Source organism: Aggregatibacter segnis ATCC 33393 (assembly GCF_000185305.1).
Taxonomy (GTDB): Bacteria; Pseudomonadota; Gammaproteobacteria; order Enterobacterales; family Pasteurellaceae; genus Aggregatibacter; species Aggregatibacter segnis.
In genome coordinates, this window is sequence record NZ_GL622200.1 from 380,221 (window position 1) to 394,747 (window position 14,527).

The window sequence follows — 14,527 nt, forward strand, 5'->3', positions numbered from 1 at the left end:
TTAAACGTTTTTATCTAACTTTCCCCTCTTTAGCAAAGAGGGGAAGGGGAGATTTGGCAGAAGTGATTTCAACCTTATGGGTTGTTTAATATCGTTAAAATCTCCTCCTAACCTCTTCTTTATTAAAGAGGCAGTATAAAATGCAGGCGAAACCTGAAGTGATCATCCACAAAACCAACATGACAATCTAAAACACGAGATTATTTTATGCTCTCCGAACTAGGCTTTCTTTCTCTTCTTCTTGCTACGATGAGCGCGTTGTTGCTCGCCGTTGTTCCACAACTTGGGCTTTGGTTGCGTAAGCCCGCATTAACCCAATTAGCTTGGGGATTAAGCTATTGCTTCGGCTTATTTACGTTAGTCGCCATTTCCATTTTAGCGTATTCCTTTGCGGCCGATGATTTTACCTTGGAATATGTCGCGGCCCATTCGAATTCTCAATTGCCGACTTTCTTTAAAATCGCGGCGACTTGGGGCGGGCATGAAGGCTCGATGTTGTTTTGGTTATTTTCACTTTCAGTTTGGGTTGTGCTGTTTGCATTATTTAATCGAAAAAATGACCGCACTTTTGTGGCGCAGAGTTTGGTGATTCTAGGCTTAATTTGTTTTAGTTTTGCCGTCTTTATCGTTTTTTTCTCCAATCCATATGGACGCATATTTCCCGCACCATTGGAAGGCCGCGATTTGAATCCGATGTTGCAGGATGTGGGGCTGATTTTTCATCCGCCGTTGTTGTATCTCGGTTATGTCGGCTTTGCAGTGAATTTTGCGTTGAGTATTACTGCATTATTGCATCAACATTTAGAAAGCCAAATTGCCCGCGTGATGCGGGTTTGGGTATTGGTCTCTTGGTTGTTTTTAACGTTAGGCATCGTGCTGGGCGCATGGTGGGCGTATTACGAACTAGGTTGGGGCGGCTGGTGGTTCTGGGATCCGGTAGAAAACGCGTCATTAATGCCTTGGTTATTAGGTTTGGCTTTACTGCATAGTCTGATCGTGAGTGAAAAACGAGGTATTTTTAATTATTGGACGACGCTTTTCTCGCTTTTAGCTTTCGCACTCAGTGTACTCGGTACTTTCATTGTGCGCTCAGGAGCATTAACTTCCGTACATGCTTTTGCAGTCGATAGCCAGCGAGGCACTGCATTGCTTGTGATTTTCTTCCTGTTGACTGTTGGGGCGCTCGGTTTGTTTGCTTTCAAAGCGAATATGCAGCAACAATCTGTGAAATTAAAGTTACTTTCTAAAGAAAGTGCGGTGCTTTTTTTGAATGTTTTATTGAGCATCGCTACCGTCAGCACGTTTCTCGGCACTTTCTATCCAATGCTATTCCAAGCCATGAATTGGGGCTCTATTTCTGTTGGTGCGCCTTACTTCAACAGTATTTTCCTTCCGCTGATTGCGTTAGTGTTAATTGCCATGGTGATTTCGCTCGGCTTGCATTGGGAAAAAGCAGATAAACGCATTTTATTAAACCGTGCCGTGTTATTGTTGCCGTCGTTGTTGCTTTCCTATTTGGTCATTCACCACTTTATGCAAAATGACGCTGCGTTACAGTTTAAATGGACAGCCTATTTTCTACTAACCTTAGCGATTTGGTTATTATTGGCAACATTATGGCAAAACTGGCGTAAGTTAGCTCTTTCTCACTATGCGATGATTTTTGCTCATAGCGGTGTTGCCATTGCAACGATGGGCGCCGTCATGAGCAGTTATTTCGGTAGTGAAATTGGTGTACGTTTATCTCCACAACAAAGCCAACAACTTGGCGCATTTAATTTTCACTATGAACGATTTTCCAATGAAATCGGCCCGAATTTTACCGCTGAAGTGGCAACGTTTAGCGTGACAGAAAAGGGCAAGCCGTATGCCGAATTACAGCCTGAACGCCGTTATTATGATGTGCGTACTATGACCATGAGTGAAGTAGGGTTGTCCGGTGGTTTTTGGGGCGATTTGTATATTGTTATGGGCGATCCGCTAGGCAAGGGTGAATTTACGTTCAGACTCCATTACAAACCGTTGATTCGTTGGTTGTGGTTCGGTGGTGTATTGATGGCATTTGGTGCATTGTGTTCTGTACTGATGACGAAGCGAAGAGGAAAACGTGATGAATAGAAAAGTAATTTTCTTCCTGCCATTAGCATTGTTACTTGGCGTATGCCTTTTATTGTTGGCGGGATTGAATCAAGACCCGAAAAAAATTGCCTCCGCTTTAATTGATAAGCCTGTACCTGAGTTTTATCAGGCGAATTTATTGGATAATCGTCAAACACTCAGCCCGAAAGATTTTCCGAAACGCCCATTTTTGATCAATATTTGGGGAAGCTGGTGCGGTTATTGTCAGCAAGAACACCCATTATTGCTTGAGTTAGCAAAAGAGATTCCCATCGTGGGCGTGGACTATCGTGACAAACCGCAAAATGGCATTGCGATGCTGCAACATATGGGCAATCCCTACACCTTAGTCATTGATGACAGCCGTGGTGAATTGGCGTTAAAACTTGGTGTAGACGGCGCGCCGGAAACCTATTTAGTGGATGCCAACGGTATTATTCGTTATCGTCATTCCGGCTTATTAGATCGGGAAACTTGGCAAAAAATTTTCGTGCCTCAACTTAACCAGCTATTACAACCATGAAACGATTTTTCGCGTTAATTTTTTTATTGATCAGTGTCAATGCCATTGCTGAAATGGTGGATACCTTTGAATTTCATAACCAGGCGGATCGTACTCGCGCCGTGGAATTGGCGAAATCTTTACGTTGCCCACAATGTCAAAATCAGAATTTAGTCGAGTCTAATTCACCGATTGCCTACGATTTGCGCATCGAGGTGTATAACATGGTGAATGAAGGTAAAACCAATCAGCAAATTATTGATTCCATGACATCGCGTTTCGGTAACTTCGTCAATTATAAGCCACCGTTCCAATGGAATACCGCATTGCTTTGGTTATTGCCGATAGGCTTGTTGCTCGCAGCATTTGGGTTGATTTGGTATTCCAGTCGCAGTTCATCACCGCTTGAACCGGAAAAACAGGCGGAAAATCGACCGCGCTTTCAATCCTTAAAAGAGAAAAGTGCGGTCAAATTTGAGCTTAAATCGACGCTCCTGGTTTTCGCTTTATTGCTTGTTATTCCTTTAGCCTATTATTTTTCTTTGGAACGTTTTTCCCGCGCACAGCAAGGTGAGCAGGAACAAATTACACAACATAATCAGCAACTCGAAACGCCGGAAGAAAATAAAACCGAGGCGATTATCGGCAAAATTCAGGATAAATTACGTCAAGATCCGAATAGCGCGGAAAATTGGATTAAGCTGGGTGACGCCTATATGCAGAATAACGATTTTGACAGCGCCCTTGTTTGTTATGGCAATGCCGAAAGAATTGACGGTCGTAAGCCGACGACGCAAGGCTTGATGGCCATGGCATTGTATCTCCAGGCACATCAACAGATTACGCCACAGGTGCAACAATTCTTGGCAGAGGCGTTAGCGCAAGATTCAAAAGAAGTCTCCGCGTTATCTTTGTTGGCGGCAGAAGCCTTAAAAACACGTGATTATTCCACCGCTCTTGACTATTGGCAGCAAATCTTAGATTCAGGTAACTCCGCGGTGGATCGTCGTGCCACTATTCAGAAAATGAAAATGGTCGGTTTCATGCAAAAGGGAGAGTTGCAGTGAGCAACCATGCCATTGAAACACTCATTATCGGTGCCGGGGCGGCAGGCTTATTTTGTGCGTCGCAATTGGCAAAGTGCGGTGGCAAAGTCAGAATTTTAGATAACGGCAAAAAAGTCGGACGGAAAATTTTAATGTCCGGCGGTGGTTTTTGTAATTTCACCAATATGGAACTTTCTTCAGGTCGTTATCTCAGCCAAAATCCCCATTTTGTGAAATCTGCCTTAAAACGCTTTACCCAATGGGATTTTATCGGTTTAGTGGCAGAGTACGACATTCCTTATCACGAAAAAGAGCTCGGTCAGTTGTTTTGCGATAACGGTGCGGAAGATATCGTCAATATGCTACTGGCGGAATGTAAAAAATACGGCGTAGAGATTGCCTTAAGACAAAGCATTTCTGCTGTGGCAAAAACGGAAAACGGATTTTCTGTCGTGGCAAACGGCGAAACGTTGTATTGCACTCATTTAGTTGTCGCAACGGGCGGTTTGTCTATGCCGGGTTTAGGGGCGACGCCTTTCGGTTATCAAATTGCCGAGCAATTCGGCATTAGTGTGATTGCGCCACGGGCAAGTTTGGTGCCTTTTACTTGGCGTGAGTGCGATAAGTTTTATGCCGTGTTATCCGGCATTTCCTTGGATGTCGCTGCGACCAATCAACACAAAACCTTTACCCACCAAATGCTGTTTACTCATCGCGGTTTATCCGGACCGGCGATTTTGCAAATTTCCAACTATTGGCAACCGGGTGAAAGTATTCATCTTGATTTATTGCCTTATAACGATATTCGTCATCATTTAAACGAACTGCGCCAATCTTCACCGAAATTACAGTTAAAAACCGTATTAAGCCGTTTATTACCCAAAAAATTGGTAGAATTATGGCTTGCTCAGGGGTTTATACAAGACGAAGCCATTGCCCAATTAAGTAAAGTGCGGTTAGAAAATTTGGTGAATTTAATCCACCACTGGCAGTTTGTGCCGAATGGCACGGAAGGGTATCGCACCGCAGAAGTGACTATGGGGGGCGTGGATACCCATGAAATTTCGTCCAAAACCATGGAAAGCAATAAAGTACAAGGCTTGTATTTTATCGGGGAAGTGTTAGACGTTGCCGGCTGGCTTGGCGGCTACAACTTCCAGTGGGCATGGAGTTCCGCTTATGCTTGTGCGCAGGGGATTGCGGCAAAATTAACAGAATAAGCTTGTGCCATTTCAAGTACGGTCATAAAAAACAATGTTTTTGAATTTCGTAACATTCATCATCAGCGTTTCTGAATAGGTTTGAATGTTTATTCATGGATAAATTTTCACCTCAGTTTCTCTCATCAAAAATAATCTTAGATTGCATTGAGCTTCTTCCTGAAATTCATTGGCATAGCTTTCGTTCACTTCGGTGGATTTATGTTAAGTTTAACTTCCAATCTAATTTAAGGAGTCTTCTGGATGAAGCATCTTATCGCGACTGCGGTGCTTTCTTGCAGCGCAATGGCTTATGCCAACACCTCTTTACCTAATTACAATACTGATTCTCATCTGTATGAATTCACCCAAACTTACGACTTAATTGCGCCGAAAGGTTCACAAGGTCAAGCAAATTTGTGGGTGCCGTTACCATTTAACGGAGAGTATCAACAAGTCAAATCCATTCAATTTGAAGGCAATTATTTGGATGCCTATGTGACATAAAACAACAAATACGGTGCGAAAACCTTGTTTGCTACATGGGATAAAGACGCGCAAAAACGTGATTTGAAAGTGACCATGGTGATTGAAACCAAAGATCGCGAACCGATGGTAAAAGGCGCTTTGGATAACTACATGCCACCGAAAGACATTCAGTATTCCGTCGATGTACACATAAATTAAATTACACGGCAGAAATCGTTCGATAAAAATAAAGGGCTATTTTAAATAGCCTTTTTGTTCTTGTTATTTCTATAAGCAGCGAGTTAATTCACTGTGAATTACAACCGCTCTTTTTCTCCGCCGAAATCGTGCAATAGATTTTCTGTGAGTTGACTTAAAATACCGGTCATTAATACAAAATCCGCATCGAAACGTTGGGCATAGTCTTCTTTCAAAATATCGTCATTTTTTTCTCGAATCTGATCGGCAAATTTTAAGCGTTTCAGGCTGCAATCTTCGTTTAACACAAATGACAGACGCTCTTCCCATTCCAGTGCCAGTTTGGTGACGAACTTTGAATGGACTAAAGAGAGAATCTCTTCGCTATCTAACGCTTGCTGTTTGCAACGAATCACAGCGTTCGTTTGGCTATCGCGTAATTCAGCTTCTTCCAATGGCACAAGCCATTCCGGCGTATTTTCTTGGGCGATCCAGTTTTGCATGATAAGTGCCGGTTCATTGGCGAAAGTCAGTGGCACCACAGGCAGCGAACCCAATGATTTACGTAACATCGCAAGCACCTCTTCAGCGCGTTTAGCCGAGGCTGCATCCACATAAATCAAATTATTTTCTGTATCAATCCAAATCGCAGTTTGTTGATATTTACTGAATGCGCGAGGTAATAAGGTTGCAATCACATCGTCTTTTAAGGTTTGTTTTTCTACTTTTTTCAGCTTACGATTTTCCGCCTGTTCGAGTTTTTCCACACGTGCGTCTAATTCACGTTTTACCACATGAGAGGGTAAAATTTTCTCTTCTTTTTGGGCGAGCAATAAAATCTGCTTCCCGACAGCAAAATATAAAAGTTCGCTGCCTTTGAGCGGTTTAGACCAACCAAATTTGCTTTGTTCCGATTGGTGGCAAGGGTGATATTGATTGTTTCCAAGGGCGGTGGAGAGGGTTTGTGCCGACCAATCAAGGGATTTAGTTAGGCGGTAAATCATGGCGTTTTTGAACCAAAATTGAAATCTATAATTCATGATAATTCATCCTGTATAATTTTCATCTTAAATCAATAATTTACTTATTTTTTGACACTGTTTATAATTCATAGTGTATCATCATATTTCAAAATTTTAGTAACCATAATAGTAACTCATTGCAAAAAGGATAAAATTTTTGGTTACTAAAATACATTAATGTTCATTTTCTATACGTAAATGGTGTGTTATGGCTAAAAAAGTAAAACCACTCGTTGATACAGAAATCAAAAAAGCAAAAGCATCTGATAAACCATATACATTAACAGATGGCTATGGGTTATTTTTAATCATTTCACCAACAGGCTCAAAATCTTGGCGATTCAATTATTATAGACCTTTAACAAAAAAACGAGCAAAAATTGCTTTAGGCGTATATCCAGCAATCACATTATCAAAAGCAAGAGAATTACGAGAACAATATCGTCAATTACTTGCTCTCAAGATTGATCCCCAAGAACACATAAAACAAAACGAGTTGTTGCAACTACAGCGACAACAAAACACATTTTTTGCTATTGCAACACAATGGAAGCAAAAAAAAGTTTCTGAAATCAAGGAAGCAACACTTAAAAGCCGTTGGCGAACAATTGAAAAATATGTATTTCCATATTTAGGTGATAATCCTATTGCTGACATTACACCACAACAGTTACATGATATTGCTATGCCATTATTTGAACGCGGTGTTTCTCATACCGGGAAGCTTGTAATTGCACTTGTAAATGAAATTATGGGCTTTGCTGTTAATAAAGGTGTAATTGAATTTAATAAATGCGTAAACGTATCAAAAGCGTTCAATGTAAATAGAACAACGCATCATCCAACAATTCGCCCAGAACAACTTCCCGAATTTATGTCTGCGTTACGTAATTCTCATATAGATCTAATGGTGAAATATCTAATTGAGTTTTCACTTTTGACGATGACAAGACCAAGTGAAGCTGCAAATGCACTATGGGATGAAATTGATTTTGAAAAATCATTATGGAATATTCCTGCTGAGCGCATGAAAATGAAAAAAGCCTTTACTGTTCCGTTGTCGCCACAAGTGCTTAAAATACTTAATAAGCTAAAAAATATTTCAGGTCGTAGTCGTTTTATTTTTCAAAGCCAACGTTACCCTGAAAGATCATTACATTCAAGCTCTGCAAATGCAGCAATTAAACGAGTCGGTTATAAAGATCAATTAACATCACATGGATTACGTTCTATCGCAAGCACCTATCTTAGCGAAACATTTACCGAAATGAATCTAGAAATTCTTGAAGCTTGTCTTTCTCATCAAAGCAAAAACCAAGTTCGTAATGCCTACAATCGCTCAACCTATCTTGAACAACGGAAACTATTAATGAATGCTTGGGGAAATTTTGTTGAGGAATGTATGAAAAAAAGTATCTAAAAATAAAGGGAATCAACATTGATTCCCTTTATTTACCTACCCTTTCTTCAATAACGCTACCATTTCTCTAAGTAGCTTTATTTCATTATCTTTTTGCTCTACTAACTTGTTCAAAAAGCCTTCTTTTTCTTCCAATAATTGCTGACAATGCGATAACGATAATTTGAGTTTTTCAATCTCAATCAATAGAGATTTCTCATTGTCTCCCTGAAATGATGAACCAAAATGAGAATTCTCATTGAATTGAACGAAGACATTTCGTTCACCAGAATTAATCAATTCAACAATATCTATATCTAAAATCTGTGCAATTTGCTCTAACTTATCCAGATGTAATTTCGTTTCGCCACGTTCAATTTTTGCATAGCCATTCAATGACATACTCATTTTTTCAGCCATTTCTTCTTGTGACCAATGCTTGGTTTCACGCAGTTTTCTAATTTTTTCATGTACGTTCATGCTCAATACCTACAATTTGGTGTAAATTACACACTAACATTAGTTAACAATATACACTGTTCGTTACTACACATCAAATATTCGACAATATATTATCATCACGTTTCACACATTCTGTGTGCTTATAAACCTAATGAAATCAATGACTAGTAGGAGACTAACATGAAAGCTCTTTCAATCGTAGCATTAATTTTTGCTGCTATTTCTATCTTTATTCCTGTAATTGGCTTGTACATTGCTATTCTTTGCAGCTTACTCGCTTTAATATCCTTTTATTCCCAACCTACATTATCAGGAATAACAATTGGTATTAATATTTTAAGCACTATTTTCTTATCTCCTAGTTTAGCATTACAAGCTGGCATGGCTGAGGGAAATACTTCAGGTGGTGGTTCTCAAATTCTTGGGTTTTACATAGGAATTCATGTAATATGTCTAGTTGTTGGATTCTTATTGATTATTTTGAGAAAAATATTCTCTAAGAAAAAAGTGATAACAGAATAATATACTACATTATATTTATGAGGATGAAATATGATTAAAACCGTTTTCTCAATGCTTGTTTTAATGACCAACATTGCATACGCAGGAATACGAACTATTGAACTACCACCTGAACAATCAGGCTCAATACCAATGAAATGCGGTGATTATATTTATTTTGGAGAGAAACGCTCTCCATATGATGTATGCATGATTACAGGGCTTTTAAAAACATATGAAAAAGGTCAATGTATTTCTCGTGATGAATACAAACTTTTGAACAAAGCGTGCAGCACTAAACCTGACAATGTTTCACAAGCCTACAAAATGAGAGATTCATCTTACTATGTTGAATACTCACCGGAAACTGATGGTTTTGTGCCAATGAGTGGTGAAAACTAAAATCATCATAAAGAGCTCTAAAATGAGCTCTTTTTCATTTTATGTATTACTAATAGGTTCTATCATTTCAATAAACTAAATGCATCTAGACATCATTTAGGATCATTCTAGCTTAAATTAAATACCTATATACATTGATCAAGCATGATGAACTTAAAAATGATGAAAAAATTTCCAAATTTTAAACCGCACTCTGATGCAGAAACTGAAGAATTACTTAGCTTGCTATTTAGAAAACTTGACGTTGATGAACTCATCTTTCTGTTACGTGTTTTACAACGTGATATCCGTGAAAAATATACACTAACAAAAATAATAAAAAAAATTGTCAATTTAAAGTTAGATTTATAAATTTCTGTGTTAAGCTCCTAAAAAATATGTATAAAATAGGAGATCATAATGCAAATATCAGATAATGTCGGCTACTACTTTACAATTAAAGAACTTCAAGAACGTTTACGTGTAAGTCGTTCAACCATTTTACGTTTAATCGAATCTAAAAAATTATCATCTATTAAATTCGGAAGACAAGTTCGCATTCCAGAATCTTAGATTCTAAGTTATCTTGAAACTTGTAAAGTATAAAAAATAAGCCACCAAAATTGGTGGCTTTTTGTTTATGATTTATGATATCGCTTAAAACACATCTTTGCACTACCTTCCGATATTGATAATTGCTTTGATATTTCTCGCCATTTAAGACCTTTTGATCTTAATAACACAATTTGTTGATATTTACTTTCTAAATCTTTTTTAGAGCTCGTCCAACCAAATTCTTTAGCCCAACGATTTAAAGTGCTTAAACTAATACCAAATTGTTCAGCAATTTGCTTTAATGTCATGTCGGGTTTATTATTAGCAAACTGATTAAATAAAGTATCTTTAATCAATTGTTGTTTCCGCCATCGTTTTTTAGAACGATTTGACTGAATTTGTTTGAATTCTGATTCAGAGAATCTTTCCCAAATCCACCGAGATGAACTTTTAGCAATCCCTTTCAATTCTCGATACGGCAATGGTGGCTGCTGACATTGATTCAATTGCACTAATAATGAAAATAAATACTGATTAAATTGTTCTAGATTTTTATTTGAACGCTTAAATTGTAATACATAGCGATAACCAATTCGCTTAATCTTATTAAACAAATCACAGTTTCTACCTTCAGCATTATCATCAGCTTCTGTATTAAACAAAGAATAATCTGATAAATTAACAAAATCAGCTAAATAATCTAAACTATATGCAGGTACATTAAATACTATTGTTCGCCAAAAATTTGAATTAGGATTTTTTGTAAATATACCTACGTAATGTTTGTCCTATTTCAATTTCTTAACATAGGCTCGCTGTATCTTTTTAAAATAACTTATTGGCTTAAATCGAGCATTTTTCGTATTACAAATCGGCGTTTCTAATGCATAAATGTAGTGACATCGACCATTTTCTGTATTTTGTACAACAATATTTGGGCTCGGAAGCCCTAAAAAGTCCCAGTCCATTGCTGAATTCTCTCGATCTAAATCAAACACCATAAACTTAATGAATAAATCATTAAATTGAATATACTTATGTGTTAATGCTACATCTTTATGATTTAACCATGTGCCGTTATTAAAATCATCTGTCTACTTGAGCTGAGCAGCTAAACTTTGATTAAAATCATCTAATGTATAAATTTTACGATTCAACATATTTTCCCCTTAATCTGAATAACATTCATGCTATGCCATATCAGATACTATTAATAATTAGTAAAATATAACTAAGTAACAAAATATTATCCCATATCAGATATTAATGATTTAGAAATAATTATAGAATGAAATAACATAATGTTTGATTACGTATAGCTACATATGATTGATGTTCAATGTTTAATGTTCAATGTTCAATGTTCAATCAAAAACCAGTTTACAATAAGATTTTGATTTAATAAGTTCAAATTGAAATTTTTTTAGATACATTCGATGATTTTTGGTGTATTGTGCAAAGTAGTCATAACAATACACATATCAATGATCAATTCTTAAACAGCTACAATGAGCATATCTTATTATGGTAACCATTTTAGTAACCAATAAACACCATCACCTATAATGAACCCATTGTTTGCAATGGTTTGATACGGGCTATTAAATTTTTGAACCAAACATGGTAGATCCTTATGCTTATTCAGGTAAAATGTGCGCTATTGTAACTTACTTGAAGGTGAAATATGCAACATAAATTGGTGTGCTTTATCGGTGGCGGCAATATGGCGCAAGCTATTGTGTTTGGCTTATTAAAACAAGCTTATCCTGCCGATAAAATTATCGTGTGCGATCCGAATGAAGAAAAGCGTGATTTATTTGCACAAAAAGGCGTACGCACCTCAACGGATAATGTCGCCGCCGTCTCACAAGCGGATGTTGTGTTGTTAGCCGTCAAACCGCAAGTGTTAGCAGAGGTTTGCTCACCTTTAAGTGCGGTGGATTTTTCCGATAAATTACTTATTTCGATTGCTGCCGGCATTTCAGTGGCAAGATTGACCGCATTTTTACCGACAGCGACGTCTATTGTACGTGTGATGCCAAATACGCCGGCCTTAGTAGGTGAGGGGATGGCGGGGTTATTTGCCGGCCAAAACACCTCAGAAAATGACCGCACTTTTGCGCAAGATTTGTTGTCTGCCGTAGGCAAAACCCTTTGGGTGGCGTCGGAAGAACACATGCATGCCGTCACAGCCGCGTCTGGCAGTAGCCCAGCGTATTTTTTTCAATTTTTAGAAGCCATGCAACAAGGCCTAATTGATATGGGATTGTCTGCAGACAACGCTCGTGAATTGGTTCAGCAAGCGATGTTAGGTTCGGCCAAAATGGTGGTGGAAAATCCGCAGCTAGATTTATCGACATTGCGCCAAAATGTGACCTCCAAAGGCGGCACAACGGCGGCTGCGCTGAATGTGTTGAATCAACATCAATTTAATGACATCGTGCAACACGCTATGCAAGCTTGTGTAGCACGTTCAAAAGAAATGGAAACGTTATTTTAATGCTTGTTCGTCCTTTTACTTGGCTCGCTTTGAGCTTTTTCGGTTATTACTGCGCGTATGGCGTTTTTATCCCCTTTTTCCCGGTGTGGTTGAAATCGCAACACTATGGGGAAGAGCTGATTGGCATGGTGTTGGCAAGTGCTTATGTCTTTCGCTTTGTCGGCGGTTTGTTTTTTTCAGGTTTAATTAAACGCGCTTCACAGTTGATCAATTCTTTGCGTGTGTTGGCGCTTGCCAGTGCATTGATTATGGCCGGTTTAAGTGTTGTCGCAGAGAATTTTTGGTTGCTGTTTTCTGCTATCGGCTTATTTGCCATGGTCAATGCGGCAGGTATGCCGATTACAGATTCTTTAGCAAGCACTTGGCAACGACAAATTCAGTTGGATTACGGTAAGGCTCGGTTAATCGGATCTGTTGCTTTTGTGGTTGGCGTCACTTTATTTGGCAATGTTATCGGCTTTTTCGGTGAGCAAAATATCGTTTGGATTTTGACCGCACTTTTATTAGCGTATTCGGTGATGCAGTGCGTGACACCGACGATTCCCCCGCAAGATGAATCTTCGGAAGAGTCCGGCACCGATGTGGGGTATTGGGCTTTATTAAAAAACAACACAACCTTGCGGGTTTTGTTGGCGTCGTCTTTAATTCAGGGCTCACACGCCGCCTATTATGTTTATAGTGTGTTGTATTGGACCAGTCTGGGGATTTCCGTTTCGCAGACCAGCTTGCTATGGGGCTTGGGGGTGATTGCCGAAATTTTGTTGTTTTTCTTTTCCCGCCGTTTACTGCAAAACTGGAAGGTCAGCACCCTTTTTCATTTGGCGACCTTGGCGTGCATTGTGCGTTGGGTAGGCCTTGCTGCCACAAGTGAGGTTTGGCTCATCGGGCTTTTGCAATTACTTCACAGTCTAACGTACGCGGTGGCGCATTACGGCATGGTGCGCTATATCACAACCCAACCGCAGTCCCACATTTCCAAATTGCAAGCGTTGTATAACGGCATATCAAACAGCGCAATGGTGGCGATTTTGACCGCACTTGGCGGTGTGATTTACCCGTATTCGGCATCAATGACGTTCGTCTTAATGGCCATCATTGCGGCGTTGGCGTTCGTGGTGACGCCACCTAAAGTTGAAGCCTTTTTACTTCATCGAGACTAAACATGAATGATCTTACTTTGCTCGATTTATTTCTAAATGAATTATGGATAGGCAAAGGCTTGTCGCCTAATACTGTGCAATCTTATCGTTTGGATCTCACCGCACTTTGCGATTGGCTTAGTGAGCGCAAACTGTCATTGCTCGATTTGGATTCGGTCGATCTTCAAACTTTTCTTGGTGAGCGGGTAGAGCAAGGGTATAAAGCCACCAGTACGGCAAGATTATTGAGTGCTATTCGAAAGCTTTTCCAATATTTATATCAAGAAAAATACCGCACCGACGATCCAAGTGCGGTGTTAAGTTCGCCTAAATTACCCAGCCGTTTGCCGAAGTATTTAACCGAACAGCAAGTCACGGATTTGTTGAATGTGCAAAGTTTGGAACAGCCGATTGAACTACGCGATAAGGCGATGTTGGAGCTATTGTATGCCACGGGATTGCGGGTGACGGAATTGGTTTCATTACATACCGATAGCATTAGCCTAAATCAAGGCGTCGTGCGGGTCATCGGCAAAGGCAATAAAGAACGTATTGTGCCGATGGGAGAGGAGGCCACCCATTGGGTGAAACAATTTATGCTGTTTGCCCGACCGATTTTATTGAATGGACAAAGTTCCGACGTGCTATTTCCTAGCCGTCGCGGTACGCAAATGACACGGCAGACTTTTTGGCATCGGATTAAACATTATGCGGTGCTGGCGGAAATTGATAGTAATATGTTGTCACCACACGTTTTGCGTCACGCGTTTGCTACCCATTTGGTAAATCATGGTGCGGATTTACGGGTGGTGCAAATGCTGTTAGGACACAGTGATTTATCAACGACACAAATTTATACCCATGTGGCGAAAGAACGCTTGAAACGTTTGCACGAACGCTATCATCCACGTGGTTAATTTTGTGTAGATAAATCGAGCGTTTTTTAATCAATTATGCGCTTTTATCGTGCATTTCCTCGACTGAAAGGCTTTGTCCCGTTATAATTCATCGTCTTATTTTCTATTAATAACGTGTTC

General features: G+C 39.4%; 15 protein-coding genes and 2 pseudogenes. 13 read left to right on the forward strand and 4 right to left on the reverse strand.

The features are described 5' to 3' along the window. Positions 1-207: 207 nt before the first annotated feature. From nrfE to HMPREF9064_RS09610, 5 genes and pseudogenes are all read left to right on the forward strand, one after another. Complete coding sequence (gene nrfE, locus HMPREF9064_RS07440) at positions 208-2,118, forward strand: heme lyase NrfEFG subunit NrfE (RefSeq protein WP_006717158.1); 1,911 nt, start codon at positions 208-210, stop codon at positions 2,116-2,118. Further along, positions 2,111-2,641, forward strand: a complete 531-nt coding sequence (locus tag HMPREF9064_RS07435; protein ID WP_006717160.1) for a DsbE family thiol:disulfide interchange protein — start codon at positions 2,111-2,113, stop codon at positions 2,639-2,641. The genes nrfE and HMPREF9064_RS07435 overlap by 8 nt, the downstream gene beginning before the upstream one ends. Further along, positions 2,638-3,687, forward strand: a complete 1,050-nt coding sequence (gene nrfF / locus HMPREF9064_RS07430; RefSeq protein ID WP_006717162.1) for a heme lyase NrfEFG subunit NrfF — start codon at positions 2,638-2,640, stop codon at positions 3,685-3,687. The genes HMPREF9064_RS07435 and nrfF overlap by 4 nt, the downstream gene beginning before the upstream one ends. Then, positions 3,684-4,886, forward strand: coding sequence for a BaiN/RdsA family NAD(P)/FAD-dependent oxidoreductase (locus HMPREF9064_RS07425; protein ID WP_006717164.1), 1,203 nt, complete (start codon positions 3,684-3,686; stop codon positions 4,884-4,886). Before nrfF ends, HMPREF9064_RS07425 begins: the two co-directional genes overlap by 4 nt. 243 nt (positions 4,887-5,129) lie before the next feature. After that, positions 5,130-5,540, forward strand: a pseudogene (locus HMPREF9064_RS09610) (transglutaminase family protein); the annotation flags it as partial. 110 nt (positions 5,541-5,650) lie between these two features. Here the strand turns inward: HMPREF9064_RS09610 and rdgC are convergent. Beyond that, positions 5,651-6,571: a recombination-associated protein RdgC gene (gene rdgC / locus HMPREF9064_RS07420; RefSeq protein WP_006717171.1), complete on the reverse strand. Its 921-nt coding sequence runs from the start codon at positions 6,569-6,571 to the stop codon at positions 5,651-5,653. A gap of 190 nt (positions 6,572-6,761) precedes the next feature. Between rdgC and HMPREF9064_RS07415 the strand changes: the two genes are divergently transcribed. Continuing rightward, positions 6,762-7,973: a tyrosine-type recombinase/integrase gene (locus HMPREF9064_RS07415; RefSeq protein ID WP_006717173.1), complete on the forward strand. Its 1,212-nt coding sequence runs from the start codon at positions 6,762-6,764 to the stop codon at positions 7,971-7,973. 36 nt (positions 7,974-8,009) lie between these two features. Here the strand turns inward: HMPREF9064_RS07415 and HMPREF9064_RS07410 are convergent, their stop codons facing one another. After that, positions 8,010-8,432 carry a helix-turn-helix domain-containing protein gene (locus HMPREF9064_RS07410; protein ID WP_006717175.1) on the reverse strand — a complete coding sequence of 141 codons (423 nt, stop codon included), beginning with the start codon at positions 8,430-8,432 and terminating at the stop codon, positions 8,010-8,012. Between the two features lie 162 nt (positions 8,433-8,594). Between HMPREF9064_RS07410 and HMPREF9064_RS07405 the strand changes: the two genes are divergently transcribed. The 4 genes from HMPREF9064_RS07405 to HMPREF9064_RS09735 all read left to right on the forward strand — a co-directional run bounded on the left by HMPREF9064_RS07405 (position 8,595) and on the right by HMPREF9064_RS09735 (position 9,869). Further along, complete coding sequence (locus HMPREF9064_RS07405; protein WP_006717177.1) at positions 8,595-8,936, forward strand: hypothetical protein; 342 nt, start codon at positions 8,595-8,597, stop codon at positions 8,934-8,936. Between the two features lie 30 nt (positions 8,937-8,966). Further along, on the forward strand, positions 8,967-9,317 hold the full coding sequence (locus tag HMPREF9064_RS07400; protein ID WP_006717179.1) for a hypothetical protein: 351 nt from the start codon (positions 8,967-8,969) through the stop codon (positions 9,315-9,317). A 144-nt stretch (positions 9,318-9,461) separates the two neighbouring features. Beyond that, positions 9,462-9,668, forward strand: a complete 207-nt coding sequence (locus HMPREF9064_RS07395; protein WP_006717182.1) for a hypothetical protein — start codon at positions 9,462-9,464, stop codon at positions 9,666-9,668. Positions 9,669-9,716: 48 nt separating this feature from the next. After that, positions 9,717-9,869 carry a helix-turn-helix domain-containing protein gene (locus HMPREF9064_RS09735; RefSeq protein WP_006717184.1) on the forward strand — a complete coding sequence of 51 codons (153 nt, stop codon included), beginning with the start codon at positions 9,717-9,719 and terminating at the stop codon, positions 9,867-9,869. A 65-nt stretch (positions 9,870-9,934) separates the two neighbouring features. On the opposite strand, the gene HMPREF9064_RS10045 is transcribed toward HMPREF9064_RS09735, so the two are convergent. Then, a complete protein-coding gene (locus tag HMPREF9064_RS10045) occupies positions 9,935-10,513 on the reverse strand; it encodes a primase C-terminal domain-containing protein (protein WP_006717186.1) in 579 nt (192 codons plus the stop codon). 126 nt (positions 10,514-10,639) lie between these two features. Then, positions 10,640-10,903, reverse strand: a pseudogene (locus tag HMPREF9064_RS10050) (replication initiation protein); the annotation flags it as partial. A 632-nt stretch (positions 10,904-11,535) separates the two neighbouring features. Between HMPREF9064_RS10050 and proC the strand changes: the two are divergent. The 3 genes from proC to xerD are packed head-to-tail and all read left to right on the forward strand — an operon-like array spanning position 11,536 to position 14,407. Beyond that, the gene (proC, locus tag HMPREF9064_RS07385; protein WP_006717190.1) at positions 11,536-12,351 is read left to right on the forward strand and encodes a pyrroline-5-carboxylate reductase; all 816 of its coding nucleotides are present in this window, start codon (positions 11,536-11,538) and stop codon (positions 12,349-12,351) included. Then, positions 12,351-13,511, forward strand: coding sequence for a 3-phenylpropionate MFS transporter (locus tag HMPREF9064_RS07380; protein WP_006717192.1), 1,161 nt, complete (start codon positions 12,351-12,353; stop codon positions 13,509-13,511). Before proC ends, HMPREF9064_RS07380 begins: the two co-directional genes overlap by 1 nt. Positions 13,512-13,513: 2 nt before the next feature. Continuing rightward, positions 13,514-14,407 carry a site-specific tyrosine recombinase XerD gene (gene xerD, locus HMPREF9064_RS07375; RefSeq protein ID WP_006717195.1) on the forward strand — a complete coding sequence of 298 codons (894 nt, stop codon included), beginning with the start codon at positions 13,514-13,516 and terminating at the stop codon, positions 14,405-14,407. Positions 14,408-14,527: the final 120 nt, after the last annotated feature.